We start from the raw sequence: 21703 nt of genomic DNA, 5'->3' as shown, positions 1-21703 counted from the left end.
CCTAGTTTAACGGTACACTCATGTATTGCAAGAGATAACTTTTACCTCATGACTGGAGAGCAAAATCTTGGGAATAGAGCTACGCAGTTTCGTATTTCTCGACAGCCTGCAACCTCAACATGCCGCATATATGGGAACAGTAGCCCAAGGTTTCTTGCCATTACCAGGGGATACATCACTTTGGATTGAAATCTCTCCTGGCATCGAAATTAATCGAATTACAGATATCGCCCTCAAAGCTGCCTCTGTCCGACCGGGTGTCCAGGTAGTCGAACGACTATACGGTCTATTGGAAATTCATTCTAGCTCCCAAGGCGAAACCCGTGCTGCTGGTCAAGCCATTTTAGCGGCACTAGGAGTCCACAAAGAGGATTGTCTCAAACCTCGTGTCGTTTCTAGTCAGATCATACGCAACATAGATGCTTACCAAACACAACTTATCAATCGCACGCGACGGGGACAGCTACTACTAGCAGGGCAAACATTGTATGTATTAGAAGTTGAGCCTGCCGCTTACGCCGCACTGGCTGCGAATGAAGCAGAGAAAGCAGCAGCGATTAATATCCTTGAGGTTCAGGCTGTAGGCAGCTTTGGGCGCCTTTACTTAGGTGGACAAGAACAGAATATTATTGCAGGTGCAGCAGGAGCCTTAACGGCGATTGAAAGAGTCGCTGGCCGGGCAAATCCCCAAAGTGGACGTCAGGAATAAAGGAGAGAAAATGGCAAATCGAGAGCATCTGGCTTTACTAAAAGCAGGTGCAGTTACATGGATTGAGTGGAGAGAGAAAAATCCCCAGATTGCACCAGACCTCAGCGCCGCGAATCTACAAGGGGATAACCTCAGAGGAGCTAACTTCCAAGGAGTAAACTTGAGTAGGGTAGAGTTAGAAAATGCTTTACTGGTGCGAGCAAATCTCAGCGGTGCAGACCTCAGTAGCGCTAACCTTTACAGAGCCAAGCTCATTGAAGCTAACCTGAGTACAGCTAATCTGAGTGCAGCTAACTTGAGTGATGCCATACTTACATACGCAAATCTAAGTTATGCCAATCTGATTGGAGCTGATTTGAGTAAGGCAAATCTCAAAGGCGCTGTTATCGCTGATGCTAACCTGATTGGGGCTGACTTCAGAGGCGCTAACTTGAGAGATGCCGATTTGGGTACATCGACGCTTCGCCGGACTAATCTCTGTTTCGCCAACCTAGTTGCAGTTAACTTGATTGCATCTGACCTAAGTGAAGCAACCCTATATGAGGCGGAAGTGATGGGGGCTTACCTTTATAAAACAAACCTGTACAAAGCTAATCTAAGCCAGGCTCACCTCAATAGTGCATACCTGTTGCGCGCTAACCTGAGGGAGGCTGACTTGAGCAAGGCTGACTTGAGTTGGACTAATCTCCAAGAAGCGAACTTGACAGGGGCAAATCTCCGAGGTGCAAATCTCCGAGGTGCAAATCTCCGAGGGGCTAACCTCAGCGGAGTGAATCTTCAGGAGACAATTATGCCTGACTCTTCAAAGCACGATTAGTTTGCAAAAATATTTTGACCGGAAAGCCAGACGCAGAGCAAGTGGCTTCAGACATGGGGATAAGTCGGAGGCGACTTTAGTCGCTTTCCAAATTCTTCTATTAACTCACTGATACTAATACCTCTACTAGTTAGTTGCCTCGGTTTTCATGTTTTCCCAAGCGGTAGGGGTCACTACTATCTGATGTCTTTGTTTTACTTCATTGTGCAAAACAGGCACATTTTTTAATCTTTTTATGGATAAAGTTGAGCTAAACTATTCCTGCAAACGATGGCTGCAGCCATGTTTTTGCCTTGCTCGCTTTAGTTTCTCAGAGTAAGATTTTTTGTGCCGCCAGATATATCGGAATTAATGCATAAAAATTCAATGTTCTCTAAACTCACGATTATTTATTTATTAAAATTTTAAATGCTGAAGTAATAATTTTGAATTGCTTAAGTAATTACCGCTATGTAATTAGCGAAGCTTGTATAGAGTTACATAAACATCGAGGTCAAGAGGAAATCCAGAACACTTTGCATAAAAACTTTGCAGTATGTAAGTCTTGACGTAGTGGGTAAGAGTGTGTAAATCTTGACGTAGTGAATAATGGTAAAAAATTCTTTGCCTGTAAACTGTCGAATAGTATGGGAGGCTGGCATTCTTGTGCAGAGATAATATGTTAGAACGTATGCATTGACGCAAATGATCGAATATGAGGTGTAGATTTTCAGGCATTAAAGTTTAATTTTTCACTATTAGTGAGCAAGCACTGACAGCAAGCTCTCTGTGCCATCTCTATGGCGTTGCATAACAAAAAGATAATTTATGTGAGAATAGGAACATGATAGTCATTCAAGTAGTACGCCAATAATCCAATTGGTGCTTTAATAATAACCGTAGACTTGAAGTCGCTAAAAGTTTGGTCTGACAACCAAGCTAAGTATTGCTGTGTGTATCTTTTTTTACCCTCAACGTAGGTCATGAAAGTTTTACTAGTTCAGATGGTCAAGGTGATCAATAAAGGACTGGTAGATGTCATAACTATTCAGCGTCGCAATATTGGCAGAGGTAGTTCTGCTTGCCGTCATGCCAACTGTTTTTATAAATTTGAATGGAACTACATCGCGAACATTGCATGATAATTTTTATCGTGCAATGTGTATAAAGTAGTTAAGTACTAGGTTGTTGCTTGCATCTACAGCACTGTGTCAAGTAGCGTGGTTATACCTTTATTAAAATATGTGCTTATCTGTGGTTACTAATAACAATAGCAGTGATTTTCTTTGTTGTCGGGCTGCTACTTTTGGGGTATATTCACTGTTTAGATTGCCCTGTATATCTAGTCTATGGGCTATTTGGTGATATTGTTTTCCATCTTTTTTTCAAAAAGTGATAGTTTGATGTGGCTTAAATTCATCAAGAATATAGAACGAAAGTTCAGCTACTTTAGCTGCCCTTCAAGCAATAAGGTAGGACTGAACGCAGAACATCAAATTTATTTCAAAAACTAGAGCCTAAATTTGAGTAGTTCAGCAGCATCTTCAACAAGATTTCTACTGTAGGATACAGCCAATGAGACTTAATGAATGGATTAATCAAAAACTGTCACCATCCATTTCTACGAGACTAGAACCTGAAAATCAGGATTCTATAAAAACTCAGCAATCCATCAAATTGTCTGTAATCACCCAATTTTTCCCTCCAGACTATGCTGCTACGGGGCAGTTGATTGAGGAACTCGTAAAACAGTTAGGGCAGCAAGGCATAGATATTGAGGTATTTACCAGCCAGCCTGGATATGCATTTAACTCTCCTAATGCTCCAGCCGTTGAACAAGCGGGTCGAATCCGAATTCAGCGATCGCGCACTGCTCAATTATGGCCAGGACGAATTCGTGGTAAAGCCGTCAATGGTGTCTTATACACCTTGCGGGCTGCACTCCATCTGTTCAAAAATTGCCGTCGTCGCAACATATTGTTACTAACTACAGCTCCCCCATTTTTGCCAGTTATCGGATATCTGATGTATGTCTTGTTCCGACTGCCCTATATCTGCATACTCTATGACCTTTACCCCGATATTGCGATCGCACTAGGAGTAATCTCAAAGGATCACTGGATCACACGGGTTTGGCAGGCAATTAACAGACAGGTTTGGCTAAAAGCTAAGGGGATTGTGGTACTCAGTCCGGGGATGAAACAGCAGGTGACTGCCATTTGTCCGCAGATAGCCGATAAGATTTCTGTGATTCACAGTTGGTCAGACCCAGAAGTGATTGTCCCAATTGCCAAGCAAGAAAACTGGTTTGCCTGGAAGTACGACCTAGTTAAAAAATTTACCGTACTCTACTCAGGGAATATGGGCCGCTGTCATGATATAGAAACTATCCTGGAAGCGGCAAAACAACTGCAAGATGAGCCAGTTCAGTTTGTCTTCATTGGCAGTGGCGCCAAACGTGATGATGCCATACTCCAAGTGAAGCAATTCGGCTTGAAAAATTTCTTATTTCTACCGTATCAAGACAAGCAGGTACTGCCCTATTCCCTAACAGCTTGCGATTTGTCACTAGTGAGCGTGGATGCATCTACAGAAAACTTGGTCGTACCTAGTAAGATTTACTCAGCTTTAGCATCAGGACGACCAGTGGCAGTGATTTGTTCTCAGTATTCCTATCTCAAACAACTAATTACTGAAGCTCAATGTGGTTCCACATTTGATAATGGAGACAGTTATAGTCTTGCCCAATTTATTCGCTTGTTGATTTACGATCAGCAATTAGGGCAGCGGATGGGGAGAGCCGGTCGTCAGTATTTGCGATCGCACTTCACACCCAGAATAATATCTCAACAATACTTAGAAGTTTTACAACAAGCGATACTAGCTGACGAGGTGAGAACCATGTCTCCCAGTCGGACAAAATAAGTTTGACAGCATAAGTACAGACTGCTACCCTTTACTAGGGTATAGCCTTGCTTGCAGCATCAGCTATATTAAATAGCTAGTTTCTAATTCAAAAGATGGGCTTCGATGGTCTTTATTGATCTCAGTCCTTCTAACGTAACCTTCCAGACTTTGTTGTCTACAGACTGATGTGGGAGGTCGAATTGCAGAGAAGGTGTGACCGAAATCGGAAACGTTCAAAACGCCGAGCTATCTACTGTCCAGTTCATAACTGCTATCTCGATAGCAGGAGTCAGAAATATCATCTGTTTGCCGATCAAGCAGGACAATTAGAGCAACGGGGCATGAGCCGCCGGAGCGCATTAATGTTAGTTGCCAACCAAACCACAGTTCTTATACAAAAAGAATGGTTAGAAGCTTTCTGGTGTCCTCAGTGCCAGCAAACAAAGTGGTATCACGTCTGTAAGCGCGACCATAGCACCTACGAACTTTCACTAGCGCCACAAGAACTGTGGCAGCAAGCAACAGGAGTCATCGATCCCCAAGGAAACCCTTCTGTGGGAGAATTTACTCGCAGGCAAGCAGGGCAGGTTGGCTATTACGGCATCAAAGATTTCCAGTTTGTGCGTTAAGCGATGAATACTAACCATGAGTAGTCAAGAAATTGCCTCCCAGCAAGAATTGGTGATAGAAGCCGGACGCACAGAACGCCAGTATTGGCGAGATTTGTGGAAATATAGAGAACTATTCTACTTTCTAGCTTGGCGTGACATTCTAGTCCGATACAAGCAAACTGCAATTGGCATGGTTTGGGCACTAATCAGACCATTTTTGACAATGGTAGTGTTCACCGTAATCTTTGGAAAATTGGCAAATTTACCCTCAGAAGGCGTACCATATCCAATTCTGGTATTTGCTGGCATGCTACCTTGGCAGTTTTTTGCCAATGCCCTTGGTGAGTGTAGCGGCAGTCTAATTAGCAATGCCAACTTGATCTCAAAAGTCTACTTCCCCCGTCTGATTGTGCCCACCAGTGCAGTAATTGTCAGCTTTGTAGACTTTATGGTTTCTGGCATGATTCTGTTAGGGCTGATGGCTTGGTTTAACTATGTACCCAGTTGGCGGATACTAACACTGCCATTATTCACTGCCATTGCCTTTGCCGCTTCCATGGGAGTAGGGCTATGGTTGGCAGCACTAAATGTAGAATATCGAGATTTTCGCTATATAGTGCCGTTTATAGTTCAGTTTGGCCTATATATATCCCCCGTAGGCTTTAGTAGTAATATTGTGCCGGAACAGTGGCGCTTAATTTATTGCTTGAACCCAATGGTAGGGGTAATAGATGGCTTCCGCTGGGCGATTTTAGGCGGAGAGTCGAAGCTGTACTTACCTGGTTTTGGGCTTTCTATGGCCCTAGTGGTTTTGTTACTCTGGAGTGGTATCTGGTACTTCCGCAGGATGGAACGGACATTTGCGGATGTGATCTAACAGAAAATTTCAACCCTCACTAGATCCATATTGATGAAAACGCTATTTTGACAGAGTAAAGCGCCAATGTCAGATACAGTAATCCGAATAGAAAATCTAAGTAAAAAGTACGTTCTCAGCCATCAGCAAGACAGGCAAGGCAAATATAAATCTTTACGAGAATCAATCAGCAATGGCGCGAAGTCTCTGGGTAAAAAAATCTTCCAACCTGTTGACAAAGAAGTATATAATTCCACTCGCGAAGAGTTTTGGGCATTAAAAGATATTTCCTTTGAGATTAAGCAAGGTGACAGAATAGGTATTGTTGGCCGAAATGGTGCAGGGAAATCTACCCTGCTGAAAATTCTCAGCCGGATTACGGAACCAACAACAGGAAAAATTCACATTAAAGGGCGAGTTGCTAGTTTATTGGAAGTGGGTACAGGTTTTCACCCAGAGTTGACTGGTAGGGAAAATATTTTTCTCAACGGTGCAATTCTGGGCATGAGTAAGGCAGAGATTCAACGCAAGTTTGATGAGATTGTAGACTTTGCCGAGGTAGAAAAGTTTTTAGATACCCCTGTGAAGCGGTATTCCTCTGGAATGTATGTGCGTCTTGCCTTTGCTGTTGCATCTCATATAGAACCAGAAATATTGATTGTAGATGAGGTTCTGGCAGTAGGAGATTCTCAGTTTCAAAAGAAATGCTTGGGCAAAATGGAGAGTGTTGGTAAAGAAGGACGAACAGTTATTTTTGTCAGCCATAACATGGGCATTGTTACACAACTATGCACTAAGGGAGTATTGCTTAACTCCGGTCAGATTGATAGCATTGGAAATGTTAATTCAGTAGTTTATAACTATTTAGCATCATATAGTAATAGTAATAGTAGTGCCATTAAAAAGCTAACGCCTAGTACTAATAAGCCCATATTTTTTAGAGAAGTTTCAATTGTTGATCATCATAATGAAATTTCTTCAGAAATAGATATTCGTTATCCATTTTATATCAAAATACTTTATGAAGTTACAAGTTTGATCAAAGACATAGAGCTATCTTTTCGGGTTGAAACTCATGATGGCAAAGTAGTCTTTACTAGTCACCAATCAGACTGCCAACCTGAAAAAATCAATGAAAGGAATGTGGGGATTCATCAGGTTTCGATAAAAATTCCCTCTATGTTTTTAATGCCAGATCATTACTTCATTAGCATTGGTGCTCACCAGCCAATGATCCAGACTTTTGATTATCACCAACATATACTTAGTTTTTCGATTAACGAAACTGGAACTAAGTTAGCAAGGTATCAAGAATATAATAATATTGGTGTGGTAATGATTGATTTACCTTGGGAAGAACAAAACCCTGTTTTAGCTAACAACTAACTAATTCTCAGTGAGGACACAATGACTGTGTTTAGTCCTATTAATAAATCTAGCGATGTCACTATACTAACTATTTTGAAGAGAAGTCAGATAATTGAAGCTTGGCATCAGCAATTTCAAATAGATATTACAGAGGAAATTGGTGAACAGGAAGAAATTTATCTGTATCGCTGTAATCAGACAAATCTAATGTTTTTTGTACCTTTTGATATTGCTGGTTCTGATAAGCTCTACGAGCAACTTGAAAAGTATGATTGGTATTATATGCCTGAAAAATGGGAGCATAATGTTGCTCTGCAAGATTTAGAAAATTGTCAGAAAGTAGTAGAAGTAGGTTGCGGAAGAGGTGCTTTTGTAGAACGTCTATGTACAAAACTAAAATTAGATGCCCAGGGCATTGAGTTAAATTCAAATGCAGTTAAATATGCCCAAAAAAAGGGAATTCCTGTTTTAAAATTAGACGTACATGATTTTTCCATTGATATGGCAAACTACTTTGATGCCGTTTGTTCATTTCAAGTTTTAGAGCATATTTCAGATCCTTATATTTTTTTAGAATCGTTGATTAAGCTAGTTAAGCCAGGGGGAAATTTAATCATATCTGTACCGAATGCTGAATCTTTCCTGAAAAGAATAGAAAATCATCTCTTAGATCAGCCACCTCATCATATGACTCGATGGAGTCAAAAAAGTTTCGATAGCCTTACCTCTATTTTTCCTCTTAGAGTTAAGAAATTCAGGATAGAACCTCTGGCTACTTACCACGTTGATTCTTATTTGTCAGATCAATTATTTCCGATGCCAAAGCTAATCTTGTTGGAAAAAATAACCCGTCGAGTTTCCCATCATATTCTAAAACCCATACTAAAAAATTCTTCTTTTCTGCGAAATTTGATTCCAGGGCATACGCTATATGTTTGTTTTGAGAAACTTGGCTAAATAGTATTGGTTATGAAAATTATCGGCGCTGTCTATAGAATATGTTGATTTCTAATAAAACGTTTAATTATTTGAATCTTGGCTGTGGTCGTCGCTTTCATCATGCTTGGACTAATATAGACTTTACTTCAACAGATGAAAGTATAATTGGCCATAACTTAGTCGAAGGAATTCCGTTTCCAGATGCATCATTTGATGTAGTTTACCACTCTCATGTTCTAGAACATTTTACTAAATCATCCGCTGAGTTTTTTTTGCAGGAATGTTATCGTGTCTTATCCCCTCAAGGCGTAATAAGAGTAGTCGTTCCAGATTTAGAACAAATAGCCATAACCTATTTATTAGCTCTAGAGAAAGCTAGATATGGCTCCCAGGAATGGGCTGATAACTATGAATGGATATTATTAGAAATGTATGATCAAACCATTAGAAATAAATCTGGTGGAGAAATGGGAAAATATTTGTCTAAAGAGTTGATCACCAATAAAGAATTTGTTATCCAGAGGATAGGTGCTGAAGGTAAAAATTTTATTTTGTCTGCTGAACAGCGTCGAAAAAATATGCAAAATAAACCAATTTCAGAAAGTGAAATAAAGCAATTTTTAAAGAAAATTTATCGCTTTTTCCGCTATCCGACCTACCGATGGGAAACATTACTCAAATTATTGCTGGGTAAAGAATATATCGCCTTAGAAATTGGGCGCTTTCGCCAAGGGGGTGAGATTCACCAATGGATGTATGACAACTATTCACTAAAAACTCTTTTAGAAAAATGCGGTTTTCAGAATATTATTCAGCAAACAGCTACTGCCAGTTATATCCCGAACTGGACTAGTTTTAATCTTGATACAGAAGTTGACGGAAGTGTTTACAAACCTGACTCTATTTTTATGGAGGCTATCAAATAGTAGTATGAATATACTACACATAAATCAGTCAGATACTGGTGGTGGTGCAGGGATCGCAGGCTACCGACTACACCAAGGTTTGCTAGCACAGGGTGTTAATTCGCGATTACTCGTGGGATCAGCTAAAAATAGTAATGATCGCGTGGCGACAGTTCCTACCACTAAACGCCGCATGGAAAACCAGCTTTATCGCTTTACTGGGCGTTTTGGGCTAAATTATATCCACCTATTCAGCAGCTTTGATATTCCCCAGCATAGCTTTTACCAACAGGCTGATGTTCTCAACTTTCATAACCTGCATACAGGTTTTTTTAACTACCTGGCGATTCCCGCATTGACAGAAAGTAAACCTGCTGTATTCACGCTTCATGATATGTGGAGCTTTACTGGGCATTGTGCCTATAGTTATGATTGCGATCGCTGGAAAAGTGGATGTGGCAAATGTCCTTATCCGAATATCTATCCAGCTATTGCCAGAGATAATACCAGCCTAGAGTGGAAGCTGAAAAATTGGGTTTATAGTCGCTCTCATTTAACTATTGTTACTCTCAGTCATTGGCTGACTGAGCAAGTGCAGCAGAGCATGCTCAACCAATTGCCAATTCATTGCATTCCCAACGGTATTGATACAGAAGCCTATCAGCCCCTCGATCCTCAAAAATGCCGTTCGCTTCTGGGTATACTGCCCAATCAAAAGGTCTTGATGTTTGCCTCTCAATCCCTTCAAGATACTCGTAAGGGTAGTGACTTGCTTCTTTTAGCTCTACAAAGCTTACCAGAATCTCTAAAAGCCGAAACTGTACTGATTACTATTGGTGATGGTGGTGAAGCGATATCGCAATCTGTGGGGATGGGAAACCTAAATCTGGGCTACGTCAGTGGCGATCGCCTCAAATGTATTGCCTATTCTGCTGCTGACTTGTTCATTTTTCCCACCCGTGCTGACAATCTACCCTTGGTGCTGCAAGAGAGTATGGCCTGTGGAACGCCAATAGTTTCATTCAAAATTGGCGGCGTTCCCGATCTAGTGCGTCCAGGTGTCACAGGTTACTTGGCGTCACCAGAAAATGCTCAAGATTTCTGTAACGGTATTGTCCAGCTTTTAGAAGATCGCCAACAACGCGATCTTATGGGTGAAAACTGTAGAGCGATCATCCTAGAAGAATACCCACTAGAACTACAAGCCCAGCGATATATTGAGCTATATCGTCAGCTATATCAAAATTGACCTAGATTACCTAGTTATACTTGTTAATTATTAGGATTGGCTAGTTATTTTTTAATAAAAGTGTGCTATGGCTCATTTTATTAGCAGATGATAAAGAATCTTTATAAGCACTTTAACTAATTATAGGATAGCCTCAAAATGAGTGGCCAAAACTTAAGTACACTTCCTCTACCACTGCCAGGAAAAATTGGCTGGCCCTGGACAGATGAAACTCAGAAATTACCTGAAAAAATGCCAGATGGGTCAGAATGGCCCAAAATCACCATAGTGACACCAAATTATAACTATGGTCAGTTTATAGAAGAAACTATTCGCTCAGTATTACTTCAGGGCTATCCCAATTTGGAATATATTATTATTGATGGCGGGAGTACTGATAATTCAGTTGACATTATTAAAAAGTATGAGCCTTGGCTGACATATTGGGTGAGTGAAAAAGACCAGGGGCAAGCAAGTGCAATTAATAAAGGCATTGAATTAGCGACTGGTACGTGGTTCAATTGGCTGAATAGTGATGACATATTACTACAAAATTCTTTAATAACACTTGCAGAAATATCTAAACTTATAGACAATCCCAAATGGATTAGTGGCATGAGAATTGAAATTAATCAGTCAGGTTCATTTGGAGAAATATGTGCTGCTTGGAGATATGACCCAAGTGTAATAGGTCTGGGAATTGTTGACTTTCCACAAGATGCTACTTTTGTTAATTTGGAATTTATCAAAAAAATGAATATCAGATTATCTGAAAGTTATCAAAACGTGTTTGATACCGTTTTCCATTTTCAGCTAATGCAATACGAAAAACCTCTATTAACTACTGCTATTTTTTCAGCCATGCGTTGGCATGATTTACAAAAAACAGCTAATAGTGTCAATATTCACTCAGAATCTACAGCAATACTTGCTTATATTCAAAAGCTTCCTTTAAGTCATCGTCTGATTCATCGATTACTAAGAACTAGACTATCTAGATTCTTGACTGCTATATTGCTATTAGCTATAGTTTATGACGTGTTGCCCTACTCAAGAAATTGGAGCGCTGCTCTGTTTGACCGAATGTCAGGTAATTTTAAATTAGTTCCAGCGCGGTCTTCTTTACTTTTTCGTTAATGTTTTTGACTAAAATTTAACAAAATAAGTAGTTACACATAATTAATGACATACTGCTTTTTTATTAGGCAAGACTTTTAGTTCATAGTTTGTGTAATTAATTGCTTCTGAACACTTATTATATTTGAACATCTTTAGTTAAATTAAAGTTAGGATCTGAAAATGCCCTTAGTTTCGGTAATAATTCCCTGCTACAATGCAGCAAAATTTTTATCAGCCACCCTAGAAAGTGTCTTTAATCAAAACCTAAAAGATTATGAAATTATCCTAATTGATGATGGTTCAACTGACAATACTGCAACTTTGATTCGCTCATTGGGATCAAAAGTCAGAGCAGAGTTTACATCTAATCAAGGTGCTAGTGCAGCACGTAACCGAGGCACAAAACTGGCTCAGGGTCAATTCATTCAGTATTTAGATGCAGATGACCTTTTGCGAGTAGATGCATTAGAGAAGCGGGTAAATGCTCTTGTTAAAACTGGTGCAGATGTAGCCTATTCAGACTGGCAAAAACTAGAAGAAGGGGAAGATAACAACTTTTATCCAGGGGAAGTTGTAGTGAGGCAGATTGAAGATATTAATCCTAATCCAGAGATTGCTTTGTTTACAGATTTTTGGGCACCGCCTGCTGCTTTAGTTTACCACCGCCGGATTGTTGAAGCGATTGGAAGTTGGAATGAATCTCTGCCAATTATTCAGGATGCTCGCTTTTTTTTAGATGCAGCTTTAGTGGGAGGTAAATTTGTTTATGTACCTGGTGTGCAAGCAGATTATCGAGTTCAAAAAACTAATAATAGCTTATCGCGTCGTCACCCTGCTAACTTTGTTCAGGATTGCTTCCTGAATGCTTGCCAAGTAGAGGATATTTGGAAAGCTAATGGTGGCATAACTCCAGAGCGTCTTATTGCATTAGAAAAAGTTTACGGACAAATAGCCCGATTCTATTTTGAGTATAACCGTCCAAAGTTCTCCGAGGTTTTTGCCAAAATTCATCACCTGAACCCAAATTATCTTCCTTCCAGTCCAAAAACTTTGCGACAGTTGTCAAAATGGCTAGGATACGAACAGGCAGAGGCGATTGCCTTAGCTTACCGACAAACTAAAAGAATTTTAGCAAGATGAACTACAAGTCTGTCCGATTTATAGAATTTTCTAGTCATAATTAACTATTAAATTCCATTTAAATCGTGTTTTTTATTATGTTAAAGGAAGGTGATAAATGCTTTTAATTATAGTTACGTATCATGGATATGAAAAATATTGCAACTATTTTCTAGAATATCTAAACTATGCTTGGCCTAATCACCCAGAAATTTGGTTTTTGACAGATGGCAAAAATATTAATCACCCGAACGTAATTACAGTTGAATCAGATAAATGGTTGATTGTTTTATATTCAGGTTTGAAATGCCTAAAAGATAAATACAGCAATTTAGACTATGCTTACTTGTTGTTAGAAGATTTAATCCCTTTAGATAAAATATCTGAATCGTATTTATCAAAACTGGAAAGGACAATTTATAAAAACCAACTGAATTGTGTCAGTTTTTTAACATATAATTCTGACTGGGAAGATAAACGGGTTTATATTGATAATCTGAAATTATATAGTGTTCCTCAGAGTTTTCCATTCTATAGCCAGCTTCAGCCTGCTATATGGAATATGGAGCATCTATTGTCTGTGTGCGAATATGCTTTAGATAATTCAATTTTAGATCCTTGGCAATTTGAAAGAATTGTCCTGGGTGATAAACACTATGTTTCTGAATATCCCTGGCCAAGTGTATTGAATGGCTTGCTACATAGTGGACAGCCTAACTGGCAGGCTATACGGAAAATAAAAACGCCAGAAGGGGAAAAATTAAGAAATAAGCTAATCAAGGATTATTTTTTGTGGCTAATAAAGAGATTTAAATCTAAATTTTTAGGATGATGACAAAATTCTCTCATCAAATACGTAGTTCACAGCCCAACCCAGAAGTTTCCCATCACTTCAACCTAAAGTGAAAGTTATCCAAGTCCCCTTCGGTTTCTATCCTGACCCTGTAGGTGGTACAGAGGTCTATGTTGAAGCTCTATCGCGCTACTTGCAGCAACAGGGAGTTGAGGTACTGGTGGCTGCTCCAGGGGAGAAAAATCAGTCCTACCTACATCACCAGCTAAGAGTACGCCGCTTTGCAGTATCACATCAAGTAAAAAATATCCGAGAAATCTATGGAGAAGGCGATCGCCTTGCTGCCTCAGAATTCAGCCAAATTCTTGACGCTGAAAAACCTGACTTAGTGCATCTCCATGCCTTCACAAGCGGCGTTTCCCTGCGGTTAGTCAAAGCTGCTAAACAACGGCAAATCCCCGTGGTGTTTACCTACCATACCCCCACTGTCAGCTGCCAACGGGGAACGCTAATGCAATGGGGTACTCAAATCTGTGACGGTAAGGTGGATTTACAAAAGTGCAGCCAGTGTACCTTACAAGGATTGGGACTAAATCAAACTAGTGCTAAGGCGATCGGCAGTTTACCACCCCAAATAGGACATTGGTTAGGTAGCTTGAATTTACAGGGAGGAGTTTGGACGGCCTTGCGAATGACAGAATTAGTTAGTCTTCGCCATGGAACTCTAAATTCCCTACTCTCTGAAGTTAATCACATTGTGGCAGTGTGCAACTGGATCAAGGATGTCCTGTTACTCAACCACGTTCCATCTGACAAAATTACCATTATCCGCCAAGGACTTTGCCACGAAGCAACAGAAAAAGCTGACTATAGCCTGCGGTGTGATACATCAACCTTAAAAATAGCTTTCTTGGGTCGGCTTGACCCTACTAAGGGAATCCATATTTTAATTGCAGCGTTGCGAACATTGCCTCAGTTACCAATTAGTTTAGACATTTATGGCATTTCCCAAGGAAGTGATGCCTACTCACAGGAATTGCTGAGGCTAGCAAAAAATGACCCACGAATCTGTTTTAAACCTCCAGTTCCCGCTGAAAAAGTGATCACAACCCTGCTAGACTATGACCTGTTGGCAGTCCCATCCCAGTGGTTGGAGACTGGGCCAATGGTAGTTTTAGAAGCATTTGCTGCTGGAGTTCCTGTCATAGGTTCTAATCTAGGCGGCATTGCCGAGCTAGTTCAGTCCGAAATCAATGGCATTCTGGTAGAATCTGGTTCTGTCGATGACTGGAGTCAGGCTTTGCAGCGACTATCCCAGGACAGACCTCTACTCATGGGGCTAGCATCTGGCATTCAGCCTCCCCAAGGTATGGAGACAGTAACAACCCAGATGCTGTCAATTTATAGTGAAGCATTACAAAATAAAGCGATCGCTCAAAAAACTAAGTTTACTAGATAAAATTCTGATAAAAATGCTCCAAGGACAAAAAATTATCTACGTCCAATACACTAACCCTGGAGGTTACCCACCCTTAGAACACAGTTCCCGCATTTTGGCACAAGATGGTTGGGATGTAGTGTTTTTGGGCACTGGAGCTTATGGTGCATCCGATTTATGTTTTCCACCCCATCCCCACATCAATGTACAACTGATGCCCTTTTGTCCTGGTGGTTGGCGGCAGAAGTTGCATTACTTGCAATTTTGTCTCTGGGTGCTGATCTGGACAATACGCTGGCAACCCCGATGGATATATGCTTCAGATTTATTATCCTGCCCCATTGCTGTATTCTTGAGTTTTATACCAAATATCAGCCTCATCTATCACGAACATGATTCCCCCAACAGTACGTCTGAGAGTTCCTTCATTCGCTTCTGTTTGACCACTCGCAGATGGTTAGCTCATAGAGCTAAAATTTGCATTCTGCCAAATCAACAACGGGTAGAGCAGTTTTCCTTGGACACAGGAACTGATCGCCACATTTTCTGTGTATGGAATTGTCCCACTCAAGTAGAGGCTACCACCAAGCCTCTGTCTCCTCAAAAAGACGGTTTACACATTTTGTATCATGGCTCCATCGTGCCATCGCGACTACCAACAGAGGTATTGAAAGCCCTGGTAATGTTGCCCAGTGTCAAATTGCGTGTGATTGGCTATGACACAGTAGGGCATCAGAGCTATACCCAACAATTGATAGAGATTGCTGATCAACTTGGGATCGCCAACCAGGTAGAGTTTATTGCTGCTATGCCCAGATATGAACTTTTAAAATGGTGTCGGGACTGTGATGTTGGGCTGGCATTCATGCCTACAAATAGCAACGATATCAACCAACAATCTATGGTTGGTGCTTCCAACAAACCCTTTGACTACCTTGCTTGTGGGCTGCCACTTTTAGTTTCTAATTTGCCTGAATGGAAACAAATGTATGTGGAGCCTAATTATGGGTTAGCTTGTAATCCAAATGATCCACAAAGCATAGCTGCTGCTCTAAAATGGTATCTAGAGCATCCAGTTGAAATGCGAGAAATGGGCGATCGCGGCAGGCAGCGTATCCTGGATGAATGGAATTATGAGCAACAGTTTATGAAAATTTACGATATGTTATGCCAATCTTGAGCAAAACCTCAAAACTTCCTTTAATATCATTTATGTATTCATCCAAAATTTCTACAGACAGTTAGTTATTGCCACAGTAAAAGTCATCTAGAACTAACAATAGTTCTAGAGCCTACCAAAATACTGGATTGAATATGAATGTACGTAAGCTCCTAGGTAAGCTACAAAAAACGCTAAGTCGTTATCCCTTAGCAGTTAGATTAGCCCTTTTATTAAGAAATCAATGCAACTGTATAATCCAATATTATCTTTGTAGCTCTAACAATCATTCCAAAAATGGTGAAGCCTGGTTGGCTAATCTAATAGCCCCCCAATCATCTACTTTCATTGATGTGGGTGCCAATATAGGAGACTGGTCGGTTATATTTCTTGATTCCATGCCTAAAAACAGTAAAGCTATATTGTTCGAGCCATCTGATAATGCAATGCATCAACTGAGACTACGCTTTGAGCAAGTAGAATGTATTGATCTGGTTAAAGCAGCTGTTTCAGACTCTCCTGGAAAAATGTATTTTTTTGAAGAACCAGACGCAGGTGAAACATCTTCTTTAGTAGGAAATTTTAGCCAAAAGAACGCACTCAAAAAATTGGTTAACGTCACTACCATTGATGCTGAAGTACAAAAGCGGCAATGGGAGTACGTTGACTTTTTGAAAATTGATACTGAAGGCTATGATCTTCATGTTTTAAGAGGTGCAAGTACCTTATTGAGTCAACATAAAATAGGTGTACTTCAATTTGAGTACAATGCACCTTGGGCAACTGCGGGTAGCTTACTATCTGAAGCTTATAAAATGCTTGAGTCTTTTGGTTACAAAGTATTCTTGTTAAAAGAATCTGGATTATTTGAGTTGAATTATAATCGTTATGGGGAATATTTTTCTTATTCAAATTTTGTAGCTGTTGAACCTGAAAGAATTAAAGATATTCAAACCTTCATCAAAGGAAGTATATAGATATAAAATATTAGAAATTATTACGAAAACTTGATTTCAAACTCTGTTCGTAAGTCAGTTAGTGCAATCTAGATGTCGTTACTAATTTATTAAAAAATAATGACAATGATAAAAATTGCCATTCTAGTTCCAAGTTTTAATAATGAAAATACTGTAAATTATACGCTGGAATCTATTCAATCCCAAGGTGCCTGGCTGAATAAAATTTCTAGTGTGTATCTTGCGGATGATTGTTCAAGCGATCGCACTGTATCATTGGCCAAAACATTATGGATGAATTCAATTCCATTAAATATTTTTCCAAGAGATAAAAACCTAGGTCAATGGGAAAATGTAAACCAGGCAATAGATGCGATTAAAGATCATGTAGATTGGTTTATCATTTTACATTCTGATGACATTGCCAAGGCAAATTGGCTAGAGATGATGGTATCAAGGATAGAAACTTGTTCAGAAAATATTGGTAGTATTTGCTCAAGTTGGGAAAATTTAATGCCTGATGGTTCTATAGTGCCAGGAGAAGATAATCCTAGTATACCGATTGGAGTTATAGAGGGTAATGATGCATCTGTTAAAGGAACCTTACTAAAAGGTTGCTGGTGGCATATATCAGGCTGTGCTATTAGAGTTAAAGCTTTTGAGGATTGTGGAGTCTTTAATCCAAAATTTTCCCAGTTAGGTGATTGGGAGTGGTTATTGCGTTGTCTCCATAATGGCTGGTCTGTAGAATACATTCCAAGAACATTAATTTTGTATAGACAGAGTAATACAAGTGTTTCTTCTCAATCATTTCAGACCCATCGGGATATTAGGGAATTTATGGAAATTCTACCTAACTATATTAATTATTTAAAATCGACTGAACTACTTGATATTTATATGAAACAAATGAAATTTATCTCCAGAAGATTAATAAAATCCTTAATAACCCTAAATACTGAAAGATTTTACCTAGCTTGTCAAGTCTTGTTTATGTTGTTAACTAGTCTCAAGAAATCTCAACAAAAATTAAATAATTTAAAAGCTCAGAATTCTGAAACTTAAAACATTCACACACAATTTTAAACTTGGCTACTTTAGACTTAAGATATGTGGTATCTAGTCCATGTTGAAATTATCCTTAACTTAATATTAAGCTACTCCAGTGGATCAATTATTTCTCCAATACAAAGGAACATCATTTGCTAATTTGTGAAACAATTACTTTATAGATAGTAAATATTCACCCATACCTCCTATCTGTTGTTGTCTATATTCAAAAATTAAATAAATTTTAATAATATGATTTATAATTAAATTACCGTAAAATTAATACAATAAACTCCCTAGTAGTTGAATTTATCTAACAAATATAATTTTAAAGCTAATGCTGGCAATTATAGATACACATCCAATACAGTATCGTGCTCCTGTATATCGAACTCTCAGCAATCAGTTTGGTATTCCAATAATTGTAATTTATGGTTCAGACTTCAGTATTATAGGATATGAAGATAAAGAATTTGGGACAAAATTTGCTTGGGATATTGATCTGATATCGGGATATCCATCACAATTTTTGTCTCAAGTAAAAATGGGCGGAGCGCAGTCTTTTGAAACAGTCACCTCTCAAGGATTGACAGCAGTCTTACAAAAAATCGAACCAAAAGCATTATTAATTACAGGCTACAACCACCGCCTCTATCAAGCAGCTTTTTATCATGCGTTGATAGGCAAGTATCCTATTTTGTTTCGTGGAGAGACAACCGATCATGCTCAACAGAGAAATCCCTTGAAAGCTAGGCTACGGGATTGTTTTCTACACTGGACTTACCGTAGATGTTCTAAATTACTTTACATTGGTCAACAGTCTAAAGCTCATTTTCAACGCTTAGGCTGTTCAGATCAACAACTAATTTTTTCACCCTATTGCATCAGTGCTAGTCCCTTTCAGTGCAATGAAGCTGATCGAGATCAACTCCGTCAGGTCACTCGTCAGAGTCTAGGCATTACAGATACACAGATTGTGCTGCTTTTTAGTGGAAAACTGAGTACCAGGAAAAGACCAGATTTGTTGCTGCAAGCAGTTAAGCAATTACCTCCAGAAATTCGTAGTCAAATTGTGGTTCTCTTTCTTGGTGATGGAGAGTTGAGAACAGTTTTAAAAGATTTGGCATGTAGCTCACCAGCAGTAACGGCTCATTTTCTGGGTTTTCAGAACCAGACTCAGCTCAGTCGCTACTACCACACAGCTGATTTCCTCGTATTGCCTAGTCAGAATTCTGAGACTTGGGGTCTTGTCGTGAATGAAGCTTTACATCACGGATTGCCTGCGATTGTTTCCCAGGCTGTTGGTTGTGCACCAGACTTGGTTACTCCTGGTGTTACTGGAGATATCTTTGAGACAGGCTCTGCTCAAGGTCTGGCTCAAGCAATTGAGCGATGTATTGGGACGAGGGGATCTGCCTCTACTCCGTCACTTATCGGCAGACCTGACATTCAGAGACAATGCCGCCAGAGAGTAAGTGCTTATTCTGTAGAAAAAGCTGCCAAAGGTATTGCAAGAGCATATAAAGAGACAATAGCATGAGACTCCTAATAGCTGGCTTGTTAGATGGAACTCATATAGGAGGCGCTTTTTTTAAGGCTGCTAAATGTCTTGATTTAAACCCTCAATTGTTTGATATTAAATTAGCTTATGCAGGTCCAAAATGGATACAGCGAATTAATTGGCATCTCCGAGGAAAATACCCGTCACAATTACGAAGCTTGAGCCAGAGAGTTGTATGGGAATGTAGGAATTTAAAATCTGAATTATTTATTTCTACTGGCATTGCTCCTATTAATCAACAAGCATTACTTCAGATGGGAACTATGGGCATCAAGAAAATCAACTTCCTCACTGATGACCCCTGGAATCCAGCCCACTATGCCCCTTGGTTTTTTAAAGCATTGCCTCATTACGACATGGTTTTTTCCCCTCGCCGTGCCAATATTGATCAGCTTGTGCAGGCTGGTTGCTCCAATGTTGAGTATTTACCATTTGGGTTTGATCATGAGTTCTTTTATCCTGAAGTGTCCATCAATCCAGAAGAACAACTTCAGTATGCTTGTGATGTGACTTTTGCCGGTGGTGCTGATCGTGATCGAGTTGATTATATTTCTGCTCTAATTAAATCAGGAATCAATGTAAATCTCTATGGAGGATATTGGGAACGCTACCCGGAAACGAAAGCTCATAGTCGCGGTATAGCTGACATTGCGACATTGCGCCTTGCCATCACAGGAGCAAAAATTGCCCTTTGCTTAGTTCGCAAGGCAAATCGGGATGGAAACTGTATGCGAACATTTGAAGTTCCGGCTGTAGGAGCTTGTATGCTAACTGAAGATACCCAGGAACATCGAGAAATTTTTGGTGAAGAGGGAAAAGCAGTTGTTTACTTCAAAACTATTTCAGAGATGCTTGATAAAGTTCAGTGGTTGCTCAACCACGAAGCTGAACGGCAACGCCTGGCTCAGAACGCCCACTTATTGATTTTTCATGGTAACCACACCTACAAAGACAGGCTAGAGATGATGCTTTCTATGACACAAAAAATGCTGTTTAAGCTATGAGCCTTAAGATTGCAATTGTAGTGCATGGTCGCTTTCATGGGTTTGATTTGGCACGGGAGCTAATTAACCAGGGTCATGATGTTACTTTGTTGACAAATTACCCCAAAAACATTGTTGAAAAATTTGGGATTCCCGAAAAATTTGTCCAAACATTTTTGCTACATGGTCTTTCAACTCGTGTTCTTCATAAACTTCATGAAGTTTTAGGTACTCCAGATTTTGAGGCTTTTATTCATTGTGAATTCTCTAAGTGGGCTGCTCGGAATCTCATAAAGTATCACTATGATAGTGTACATGTTTTTAGCGGAGTAGCGGAAGAGATTTTTCAGGCGCTCTCAGATAAGTGTGTGGTGAAATCTCTAGTGAGAGGTTCTGCCCATATTCGCACCCAATTTCAACTTCTCTTAGATGAAGAAAAACGGGCTGGTGTATCGGTTGATAAGCCAAGTAACTGGATGATTGCGAGGGAAGAGCGAGAATATCAGCTTGCTGATGTAGTTGTTGTACTCTCCACCTTTGCTCAACAATCTTTTATCCATCAAGATATTACTCCAGAGAAACTCAAAGTTTTACCTTTAGGTACTCAATTAGAGAGATTTCGTCCAGTTCAGCAAGTTATTGCAGAGCGGTGTCACAGAATTGTCTCTAAACTACCCTTACGTGTGTTGATGGTTGGTACTTGTTCATATCGAAAGGGCGCTCTCGATTTTGTGAAAATAGCTGAATTAGGAGCTAGATATTTTCAATTTAAATTTGTGGGTACTGTTACTAGTGAAGCCAGTGACCTTGCCCAAAGTAATAGTGGAAACATTGAGTTTATTCCCAAGCAACCTCAATTTGAATTGCCCAAATTTTACAGTTGGGCAGATATATTTATTTTTACAACTATTGAAGATGGTTATGCAGTAGTTTTATCCCAAGCTCAAGCTACTGGTCTACCGATTCTGACAACAACAAATTGCTCAGGTTCAGACATAGTTGTTGAAGGAAAAACTGGCTGGGTTTTGCCAATTCGTAGCCCAGAAAGCTTTGTAGAACGATTACATTGGTGTGATGAACATCGGCAAGAATTGGCACAAATGGTATGGAGAATTTATCAGGACTTTCAACCAAGGGATTGGACAGAGGTGGCGGCTGAGTTTGTTAGTATTCATACAGATTTATTGAAGAAAAAGCTTGGGTGAA

Annotated in this window: 20 protein-coding genes; 19 read left to right on the top strand and 1 reads right to left on the bottom strand. The window is 39.7% G+C overall.

Features of this window, described 5'->3' with window-relative positions; all coding sequences use genetic code 11:
- The first annotated feature begins 67 nt into the window (after positions 1-67).
- Together H6G32_RS07930 and H6G32_RS07925 are read left to right on the top strand one after the other, a co-directional pair.
- Entirely contained in the window at positions 68-709 is a 642-nt protein-coding gene (locus H6G32_RS07930; protein ID WP_190456852.1) for a hypothetical protein, read from the top strand.
- A gap of 10 nt (positions 710-719) precedes the next feature.
- Complete coding sequence (locus H6G32_RS07925) at positions 720-1526, top strand: pentapeptide repeat-containing protein (RefSeq protein ID WP_190456850.1); 807 nt, start codon at positions 720-722, stop codon at positions 1524-1526.
- Between the two features lie 1023 nt (positions 1527-2549).
- On the opposite strand, the gene H6G32_RS27530 is transcribed toward H6G32_RS07925, so the two are convergent.
- Complete coding sequence (locus tag H6G32_RS27530) at positions 2550-2645, bottom strand: IS1/IS1595 family N-terminal zinc-binding domain-containing protein (protein WP_441306993.1); 96 nt, start codon at positions 2643-2645, stop codon at positions 2550-2552.
- A gap of 435 nt (positions 2646-3080) precedes the next feature.
- Between H6G32_RS27530 and H6G32_RS07915 the strand changes: the two genes are divergently transcribed.
- From H6G32_RS07915 to H6G32_RS07835, 17 genes are all read left to right on the top strand, one after another.
- Complete coding sequence (locus H6G32_RS07915) at positions 3081-4430, top strand: glycosyltransferase family 4 protein (protein WP_190456846.1); 1350 nt, start codon at positions 3081-3083, stop codon at positions 4428-4430.
- Between the two features lie 182 nt (positions 4431-4612).
- The gene (locus H6G32_RS07910; protein ID WP_190456845.1) at positions 4613-5041 is read left to right on the top strand and encodes a hypothetical protein; all 429 of its coding nucleotides are present in this window, start codon (positions 4613-4615) and stop codon (positions 5039-5041) included.
- Between the two features lie 16 nt (positions 5042-5057).
- Positions 5058-5900 (top strand): ABC transporter permease, encoded by an 843-nt coding sequence (locus tag H6G32_RS07905; protein WP_190456843.1) that lies wholly within the window; start codon positions 5058-5060, stop codon positions 5898-5900.
- Positions 5901-5966: 66 nt separating this feature from the next.
- Complete coding sequence (locus H6G32_RS07900) at positions 5967-7265, top strand: ABC transporter ATP-binding protein (RefSeq protein WP_190456839.1); 1299 nt, start codon at positions 5967-5969, stop codon at positions 7263-7265.
- Between the two features lie 21 nt (positions 7266-7286).
- Positions 7287-8204, top strand: coding sequence for a class I SAM-dependent methyltransferase (locus H6G32_RS07895; RefSeq protein WP_190456837.1), 918 nt, complete (start codon positions 7287-7289; stop codon positions 8202-8204).
- Positions 8205-8245: 41 nt separating this feature from the next.
- Complete coding sequence (locus H6G32_RS07890; RefSeq protein ID WP_190456835.1) at positions 8246-9112, top strand: class I SAM-dependent methyltransferase; 867 nt, start codon at positions 8246-8248, stop codon at positions 9110-9112.
- Between the two features lie 4 nt (positions 9113-9116).
- Positions 9117-10340, top strand: a complete 1224-nt coding sequence (locus H6G32_RS07885; protein ID WP_190456832.1) for a glycosyltransferase family 4 protein — start codon at positions 9117-9119, stop codon at positions 10338-10340.
- Between the two features lie 138 nt (positions 10341-10478).
- On the top strand, positions 10479-11456 hold the full coding sequence (locus tag H6G32_RS07880; protein WP_190456829.1) for a glycosyltransferase family 2 protein: 978 nt from the start codon (positions 10479-10481) through the stop codon (positions 11454-11456).
- 162 nt (positions 11457-11618) lie between these two features.
- The gene (locus H6G32_RS07875) at positions 11619-12578 is read left to right on the top strand and encodes a glycosyltransferase family 2 protein (protein WP_190456828.1); all 960 of its coding nucleotides are present in this window, start codon (positions 11619-11621) and stop codon (positions 12576-12578) included.
- A gap of 97 nt (positions 12579-12675) precedes the next feature.
- A complete protein-coding gene (locus H6G32_RS07870) occupies positions 12676-13389 on the top strand; it encodes a hypothetical protein (protein WP_190456825.1) in 714 nt (237 codons plus the stop codon).
- A 70-nt stretch (positions 13390-13459) separates the two neighbouring features.
- Positions 13460-14809, top strand: a complete 1350-nt coding sequence (locus tag H6G32_RS27255) for a glycosyltransferase family 4 protein (RefSeq protein WP_190456824.1) — start codon at positions 13460-13462, stop codon at positions 14807-14809.
- The gene (locus H6G32_RS07860) at positions 14757-15968 is read left to right on the top strand and encodes a glycosyltransferase family protein (protein ID WP_309232572.1); all 1212 of its coding nucleotides are present in this window, start codon (positions 14757-14759) and stop codon (positions 15966-15968) included. Before H6G32_RS27255 ends, H6G32_RS07860 begins: the two co-directional genes overlap by 53 nt.
- 134 nt (positions 15969-16102) lie before the next feature.
- Positions 16103-16924 (top strand): FkbM family methyltransferase, encoded by an 822-nt coding sequence (locus tag H6G32_RS07855; RefSeq protein ID WP_190456822.1) that lies wholly within the window; start codon positions 16103-16105, stop codon positions 16922-16924.
- Positions 16925-17029: 105 nt separating this feature from the next.
- Positions 17030-17968 carry a glycosyltransferase family 2 protein gene (locus tag H6G32_RS07850; RefSeq protein ID WP_190456820.1) on the top strand — a complete coding sequence of 313 codons (939 nt, stop codon included), beginning with the start codon at positions 17030-17032 and terminating at the stop codon, positions 17966-17968.
- A gap of 322 nt (positions 17969-18290) precedes the next feature.
- Positions 18291-19493, top strand: coding sequence for a glycosyltransferase family 4 protein (locus H6G32_RS07845; RefSeq protein WP_190456818.1), 1203 nt, complete (start codon positions 18291-18293; stop codon positions 19491-19493).
- Positions 19490-20518 carry a CgeB family protein gene (locus H6G32_RS07840; protein ID WP_190456816.1) on the top strand — a complete coding sequence of 343 codons (1029 nt, stop codon included), beginning with the start codon at positions 19490-19492 and terminating at the stop codon, positions 20516-20518. Before H6G32_RS07845 ends, H6G32_RS07840 begins: the two co-directional genes overlap by 4 nt.
- Positions 20515-21702 carry a glycosyltransferase family 4 protein gene (locus H6G32_RS07835; RefSeq protein ID WP_190456815.1) on the top strand — a complete coding sequence of 396 codons (1188 nt, stop codon included), beginning with the start codon at positions 20515-20517 and terminating at the stop codon, positions 21700-21702. Before H6G32_RS07840 ends, H6G32_RS07835 begins: the two co-directional genes overlap by 4 nt.
- The last annotated feature ends 1 nt before the right edge of the window (position 21703 follow it).

The organism is Cylindrospermum sp. FACHB-282, assembly GCF_014697195.1.
Lineage (GTDB): Bacteria > Cyanobacteriota > Cyanobacteriia > Cyanobacteriales > Nostocaceae > Cylindrospermum.
The sequence above is the reverse complement of the archived record's forward strand: the minus strand, read 5'-3'. Positions and strand labels throughout refer to the sequence as shown.

What these genes read in the sequence shown, in the direction of transcription:
- H6G32_RS27530 (WP_441306993.1), bottom strand. Translation starts at nt 2,645, where the DNA reads ATGCAATGTTCGCGATGTAGTTCCATTCAAATTTATAAAAACAGTTGG.
- H6G32_RS07895 (WP_190456837.1), top strand. Translation starts at nt 7,287, where the DNA reads ATGACTGTGTTTAGTCCTATTAATAAATCTAGCGATGTCACTATACTA.
- H6G32_RS07880 (WP_190456829.1), top strand. Translation starts at nt 10,479, where the DNA reads ATGAGTGGCCAAAACTTAAGTACACTTCCTCTACCACTGCCAGGAAAA.
- H6G32_RS07855 (WP_190456822.1), top strand. Translation starts at nt 16,103, where the DNA reads ATGAATGTACGTAAGCTCCTAGGTAAGCTACAAAAAACGCTAAGTCGT.
- H6G32_RS07890 (WP_190456835.1), top strand. Translation starts at nt 8,246, where the DNA reads ATGTTGATTTCTAATAAAACGTTTAATTATTTGAATCTTGGCTGTGGT.
- H6G32_RS07835 (WP_190456815.1), top strand. Translation starts at nt 20,515, where the DNA reads ATGAGCCTTAAGATTGCAATTGTAGTGCATGGTCGCTTTCATGGGTTT.
- H6G32_RS07885 (WP_190456832.1), top strand. Translation starts at nt 9,117, where the DNA reads ATGAATATACTACACATAAATCAGTCAGATACTGGTGGTGGTGCAGGG.
- H6G32_RS07875 (WP_190456828.1), top strand. Translation starts at nt 11,619, where the DNA reads ATGCCCTTAGTTTCGGTAATAATTCCCTGCTACAATGCAGCAAAATTT.
- H6G32_RS07925 (WP_190456850.1), top strand. Translation starts at nt 720, where the DNA reads ATGGCAAATCGAGAGCATCTGGCTTTACTAAAAGCAGGTGCAGTTACA.
- H6G32_RS07900 (WP_190456839.1), top strand. Translation starts at nt 5,967, where the DNA reads ATGTCAGATACAGTAATCCGAATAGAAAATCTAAGTAAAAAGTACGTT.
- H6G32_RS07915 (WP_190456846.1), top strand. Translation starts at nt 3,081, where the DNA reads ATGAGACTTAATGAATGGATTAATCAAAAACTGTCACCATCCATTTCT.
- H6G32_RS07850 (WP_190456820.1), top strand. Translation starts at nt 17,030, where the DNA reads ATGATAAAAATTGCCATTCTAGTTCCAAGTTTTAATAATGAAAATACT.
- H6G32_RS07840 (WP_190456816.1), top strand. Translation starts at nt 19,490, where the DNA reads ATGAGACTCCTAATAGCTGGCTTGTTAGATGGAACTCATATAGGAGGC.
- H6G32_RS07870 (WP_190456825.1), top strand. Translation starts at nt 12,676, where the DNA reads ATGCTTTTAATTATAGTTACGTATCATGGATATGAAAAATATTGCAAC.
- H6G32_RS07845 (WP_190456818.1), top strand. Translation starts at nt 18,291, where the DNA reads ATGCTGGCAATTATAGATACACATCCAATACAGTATCGTGCTCCTGTA.
- H6G32_RS07905 (WP_190456843.1), top strand. Translation starts at nt 5,058, where the DNA reads ATGAGTAGTCAAGAAATTGCCTCCCAGCAAGAATTGGTGATAGAAGCC.